This window comes from Achromobacter sp., from assembly GCF_049647645.1.
Classification (GTDB): domain Bacteria; phylum Pseudomonadota; class Gammaproteobacteria; order Burkholderiales; family Burkholderiaceae_B; genus Achromobacter.
Genome location: NZ_JBARYB010000226.1, coordinates 1 through 5995 on the forward strand (window position 1 = coordinate 1; position 5995 = coordinate 5995).

The 5995-nt window shown below is 69.3% G+C and carries 5 protein-coding genes and 1 pseudogene; 4 read left to right on the plus strand and 2 right to left on the minus strand.

Annotated elements, in window-relative coordinates:
* The 4 genes and pseudogenes from WBB14_RS26565 to WBB14_RS26580 all read left to right on the plus strand — a co-directional run.
* Positions 1–579, plus strand: a pseudogene (locus WBB14_RS26565) (aspartate carbamoyltransferase); the annotation flags it as partial.
* Complete coding sequence (locus WBB14_RS26570) at positions 576–1865, plus strand: dihydroorotase (protein ID WP_424242408.1); 1290 nt, start codon at positions 576–578, stop codon at positions 1863–1865. The pseudogene WBB14_RS26565 and the gene WBB14_RS26570, both read left to right, overlap by 4 nt.
* Entirely contained in the window at positions 1862–2602 is a 741-nt protein-coding gene (locus tag WBB14_RS26575; RefSeq protein WP_424242409.1) for a lysophospholipid acyltransferase family protein, read from the plus strand. The genes WBB14_RS26570 and WBB14_RS26575 overlap by 4 nt, the downstream gene beginning before the upstream one ends.
* Before the next feature lie 343 nt (positions 2603–2945).
* Positions 2946–3827, plus strand: a complete 882-nt coding sequence (locus WBB14_RS26580) for a LysR substrate-binding domain-containing protein (protein ID WP_424242410.1) — start codon at positions 2946–2948, stop codon at positions 3825–3827.
* A gap of 63 nt (positions 3828–3890) precedes the next feature.
* Here the strand turns inward: WBB14_RS26580 and lpdA are convergent, their stop codons facing one another.
* Positions 3891–5288 carry a dihydrolipoyl dehydrogenase gene (lpdA, locus tag WBB14_RS26585; RefSeq protein ID WP_424242411.1) on the minus strand — a complete coding sequence of 466 codons (1398 nt, stop codon included), beginning with the start codon at positions 5286–5288 and terminating at the stop codon, positions 3891–3893.
* 8 nt (positions 5289–5296) lie between these two features.
* On the minus strand, positions 5297–5995 hold a 699-nt coding region (locus tag WBB14_RS26590; RefSeq protein ID WP_424242412.1), incomplete at its 5' end, for a 2-oxo acid dehydrogenase subunit E2.

A 5995-nucleotide genomic window follows, 5' to 3' on the forward strand; every position in this document is an offset into this window, starting at 1 on the left:
GCCGCGCACGCGGCGCCGGGCCTGCGCATCCTCAATGCGGGTGACGGCTGCCACGCCGACCCCTTGCCGGCGCTGGCGCTGGTGCAGGCCATGCTCGACGCCCGGCAGGATCTGACCAACCTGGCCGTGACGCTGGTGGGCGACATCCGCCATTCGCGCGTGGCGCGTTCCATCATCCATGCCATGACCACGCTGGGCGTGCCTGAAGTCCGCGCCGCCGCGCCGCGCACCCTGTTGCCCGACGGCCTGCCGCAGCTCGGCGTGCGCGCCTGCGCCTCGCTGCGGGAAGGGATGCAGGACGCGGATGTCGTCATCGTGCTGCCCTTGCGCGTGGAAGGGATCAGCGGCGCGCTGCTGCCGTCGGCCCGCGAATACGCGCATGCCTACGGCCTGACGCCGGATGCGCTGACCGCCGCCCGCGCCGATGCGCTGCTGCTGCCCGCCGGCGCGCTTACGCCCGGCATCGAGACCGACGGCGACGTGTCGGCCAGCCTGACGCCCATCGAGGCGCAACTGGCGGATATCGAACAGCATCTGCGCCTGGCCGCCCTGGACCTGCTGACGAGAGACGCGCCATGAGACTGCATATCGCCAAGGGCCGGCTGATCGATCCCGCCAACGCGGCGGACGGGCAGCACGACCTCTACATCGCGGACGGCCGCGTCGTCGCCGTGGGCCGCGAACCCGACGGCTTTCACGCGGATCGCGTGCTGGACGCAAGCGGGCTGGCGGTGCTGCCGGGTCTGATCGACTTGTCCGCGCGGGTATCGCAGCCCGGCGCGGCGGCGTTCGCGCCGTCGGAATTGCGCGCGGCCCTGGCCGGCGGCGTCACCCAACTGGTATTGCCACCCGACCCCGGCGCGCCGCTGGATGAACCCGGCAAGGCCGAGGCGCTGATGCGCCACGCCGAGCCGGGACAATGCCGGATCCATCCGCTGGGCGCGATGACGGTGGGACTGGCCGGCGAAACGCTGGCGGAAATGGGCTTGCTGGCCCAGGCGGGCTGCCTGGCCCATGCGCAGGGCGAACAAGGCATTGCCGACACGCGCGTGCTCTGGGGCGCGATGCGCTACGCCAGCGGCATGGGCCACGCGCTGTGGCTGCGGCCTCATGACCCATGGCTGGCGCGCGGCGCCGTCATCGCCAGCGGCGCCTATGCCGAACGTCTCGGCCTGGAAGGGCTGCCGCCGCAGGCCGAAACCGTGGCGCTGCACACCATATTCGAACTGCAGCGCGCCACCAGGGCGCGCGTGCACCTGACGCGGCTGTCCACGGCCGCCGGGCTGGAACTGTTGCGCGCCGCCAAACGCGAGGGCCTGCCGGTCACGGCCGACGTGTCCGCCCACAGCCTGCACCTGACCGACGTGGACATCGGCTTCTTCAACACGGACTTCCGCCTTAACCCGCCGCTGCGCGGCCAGCGCGACCGCGACGCGATCCAGGCCGCGCTGGCGGATGGCACGGTCGACGCGCTGTGCTCCGATCACACCCCGCTCGACGCAGCGTCGAAAGCCGTGCCATTCCCGGCCGCCGCGCCTGGCGCCACGGGGCTGGAGCTGCTGTTGTCCCTGGCCCTGAAGTGGTCGCGCGACTGCCGCCGGCCCCTCGCGGAAGCGCTGGCGCGTGTTACTTGCGGCCCCGCAGCGGTCCTGGGCAAGATTGCGCCGCAGGTTGCAGTGGCAGGCCAATTGGGCGTCGGAGCGCCGGCAGACCTCTGCCTGGCCGACCTGGAAGCCGAATGGCTGGTGCTGCCCGGCGCCCTGCAAAGCCGCAGCGGCCATACCCCGTTCGCGGGTATGATGCTGCCCGGCCGTGTACGCGCCACCGTGGTAGGTGGCAGCCTGGCCTGGGAGACCCCGGTTTGAAGCTGCTGCGCTTTGTCCTTAGGCTGTTCCTCGTGGTGCCCTGGATTCTCTTAGGCCTCTTGTGCGTGGGCCTGGTATATCCCTTGATCGGCCCCAAGTCGCGCGCCTGGCTGAACCGCCGCTGGTCGCGCTGCCTGATGGCCTTCTGTGGCCTGCGGGTCGTCCTCAAGGGCGAGCCGCGCCTGACCGGTCCGGTGTTGCTGGTGGCCAACCACGTGTCCTGGATCGACATTTTCGTGTTGAATTCGGCGCGCGCCACGTCTTTCGTGGCCAAGAGCGAAATCCGCAGCTGGCCAGTCATCGGCTGGCTGGTGGCTGGGGCCGGCACGCTGTTCATTGAGCGCGGCCAGCGCCACGCGGTGCATGCGATGGGCGAATCCATGCAGGCCCGCTTCAAGCAGGGCGATGCGGTGGGACTGTTCCCGGAAGGCACGACGACCGAAGGTTTCGAGTTGCTGCCTTTCCACGCCAGCCTGTTCGAACCGGCGCGTTCGGCCGCCATCGAGATCCAGCCCGTGGCCTTGCGATTCCTGCAACATGGCAAGCGCAGCGGCTATGCGGCGTTCGTGGGGGAGGAGTCTCTCGTGGCGAACCTCTGGCGGGTGCTGGGAGTGACGGGGCTGGCCGTCGAAGTGGTGTTCTTGCCGCCCTTGGCGGCTCGGCATCCGGATGGCAGCCTGCCTACGCGGCTGGAGCTGTCTCATCAGGCGCGGGATGCGATTTTGAGCGTGCTGTAGCTGTAGCGCTTCGTAGGTCGTCCGTCGCCGCGGGCGGCGTGGCGGCTCGCGCCCACGATTGCGGTCCGGAGCGTTCGCTCCGGACTCCCCCGTCGTCATCTTCGTCAAGGCCTGCGGCCTTTCCTTCAGATTCCCTCGGGCGCATCGAGGTTGCGAGCCGCCACGCCGCCCGCGACGACGGACTGCTGTCGTCGTGGCTTGCCGCGTTGCTGGAGCCGTGGTTGGGGGCGAGTTTTGCGTGGCCCGCTGCGCGTGGCCGCGCGGGCGGCCACGCGCAGCATACGTTGTGTGGGGCGTCGGCTGGGTGTGTCTATACAATCGACTCACAAATCAAGGAGCCAGCATGTCCCTGAATTCTGACGCGCTACGCCTTTTCCTTGGCGTCGTGGACGCCGGATCCCTCAGCGCCGCCGCCGAGCTGCTGGGGCATACCGCGTCGGGTGTCAGCCGGGGCCTGTCGCGACTGGAAGAAGAGCTCGGCGTCACCCTGCTCAACCGGACCACCCGGCGCATGGAGCTGACCGAAGAGGGCAAGCATTTTCTCCCCAAGGCCAGGCACATCGTCGCGTCGTTGGACGAAGCCGAGGACTGCATGCGCATGGTGCATCAGCGGCCGGCGGGCCGCTTGCGGGTGGATGCGTCGGTGCCGGTCATGTTGCATTGCGTGGTGCCGCTGGTGGCGGAGTTTCGGCGCGAGTATCCGGCGATCACGCTTGAGCTCACCAGCAACGACCGCATCGTCGACCTCATGGAACACCGCACCGACGTGGCGCTGCGCATGGGGCCGCTGACGGATTCCACCTTGCATGCGCGGCCGTTGCGGCCGTCGCCGCGCTGGGTGATGGCCAGTCCGGACTATGTGGCCCGGCGCGGCGCGCCGGAGACTGTTGAGGATCTGGCCGCGCATGAGGTGCTGGGCTTCACCCAGCCTGAAAGCCTGAACGTCTGGCCCTTGCGCCACGCGGGCGGGTCCAGCTATCTGGCGGTGCCGACGCTGGCGACTTCCAGCGGCGAGACCCAGCGTCAGCTGGCCGTGCGAGGCGTGGGCATCGCCTGCCTTTCCGACTTCGTGGTGCGCGAGGACGTCAAGGCCGGCCGGCTGGTGAAGCTGATGGAAGCCGTGCACACGGACTATCTGCAGCCCATGCATGCGGTGTATCACCGCAACACGCAGCTATCGCGGCGCATTGCCTGCTTCCTGGACTTCCTGGCGGCGCGGATCTGAGTCCGCGCCGCGTTGCGGTTTGCGCCTGGAGCCTGCGCAAGCAGGCCCCGGGGCAGGCAGGTCCTAGGCGTGCAAGGCGCGGCCGAAAGCCGACAGCACCGATTCGTGCAGCGTTTCCGACAGGGTCGGGTGCGCGAACACGGTGTGCATCAGGTCTTCCTCGGTGGCTTCCAGCGATGCCGCCACGCCATAGCCGGTGATCAGCTCGGACGCTTCGGGGTGGATGATGTGCGCGCCCAGCAGTTCGCCGCTTTTCGCGTCGAACACCGTCTTCACCAGCCCCTGGTCCTCGCCCATGGCGATCGCCTTGCCGTTGCCGGCGAAGGTGAACTTGCCCACGCGGATGTCGCCGCCGGTCTTGGCGGCGTGTTCGCGGGCGCGCGCTTCGCTCATGCCGATGCTTGCGACCTGCGGATACGAATAGGTGCAGGCTGGAATGCACAGTGGATCGATGGGATGCACGGGCTTGCCGGCGATGGCTTCCACGCACAGCACGGCCTCGTGGCTGGCCTTGTGCGCAAGCCATGGCGCGCCGGCCACGTCGCCGATGGCGTAGACGCCGGGCTCGCCCGTGCGGCACATGCCGTCGGTGACGATATGGGTTTTCTCCACTTTGACGCGAGTCTGCTCCAGGCCCAGGTTCTCGACGTTGCCGACGATGCCGGCGGCGACGATGACTCGGTCCACTTCGAGTTCGCTGCGCTTGCCCTGCTGGTCCAGTGCCACCTTCACGCCGGTCGCGGTCAACGAGGACGCAGTCACCGCGCACTGCGTCAGCACGCGGATGCCTTGTTTCTCGAAAGCCTTGCGGGCCAGCGCCGATACTTCGGCGTCTTCCTGCGGCAGGATCTCCGCGGTCATGTCGATCAACGTGACTTCGGCGCCCACGGCGCGGTAGAAGCTGGCGAACTCCGCGCCGATGGCGCCTGCGCCCACCACCAGCAGCGACTTCGGGATTTCGGCGGGGACCAACGCCTGGCGGTAGGCCCAGATGCGTTCGCCCACGGGCAGCGCCGGCAGTTCGCGGGCGCGCGCGCCCGTGGCCAGGATGATGTGCTTGGCCGATAGCGTGCCGCCATTGTCCAGCGCCAGGCGGCCGGCGCCGGCCAGCTTGGCGCTGGCGGCGAACACGGTCACGCCGTTCTTCTTCATCAGGTGCGCGACGCCCTGGCCCAGGCGGCCCGCCACTTTGCGCGAACGCGCCACCATGGCGGTCAAATCAGGACGCGCGTCGCCCGCGCCCGCCACGCCGTAGTGCGCCGCTTCGCGGCAGGCGCGCAGCACGGTGGCGCTGTGCAGCAGCGCCTTGGTGGGAATGCAGCCCCAGTTCAGGCAGATGCCGCCCAGTTCGGCGCGTTCCACCAACGCGACGGACATGCCCAGTTGCGCCGCGCGGATGGCGGCGACGTAACCGCCGGGCCCGCCGCCCACCACGACGAGATCAAACGTAGTCTTGGTCATGGCGGGGCTCACAGCAGAATGCGCACGGGGTTTTCGATCAGGGTGCGGAAGGCGACCAGCCAGCGCGCGCCCACCGCGCCGTCCACCACGCGGTGGTCCGCGGACAGCGTCACGGTCATGACGGTGGCGGCGGCCAGTTGGCCGTCGCTGTCCACCACTGGACGCTTCTCGGCCGCGCCCACTGCCAGGATGGCGGCTTGCGGCGGATTGATGATGGCGGCGAACTGGCTGATGCCGTACATGCCCAGGTTGCTCACGGTCAGCGAGCCGCCGGTGAATTCCTCGGGCTTCAGGCGGTTGATCTTGGCGCGTCCGGCCAGCTCGACGATTTCGCCGGCGATGGCGGACAAGGACTTCAGGTCCGCGTCGCGCACGATGGGCGTGACCAGGCCGCCATCGGTCGCCACTGCGACCGAGATGTCGGCGCCGGCGTGGTACTCGACCGCGTCCTCGTGCCAGCTGGCGTTCACTTCCGGCACTTCGCGCAGGGCCAGCGCCGCCGCGCGCACGATGAAGTCATTGACCGACAGTTTTACCGTGCCGCCCTGATTGGCTTGCGCGCGCAGGGCCAGCAGCGCGTCCATCCTGCAATCCACCGTCAGGTAGAAGTGCGGCACGTTCTGCTTGCTTTCGGTGAGGCGGCGGGCGATGGCGCGGCGCATGCCGGTATGCGGCACGCGGCGCGCGGCGGCGCGGCCGGCCTGGGG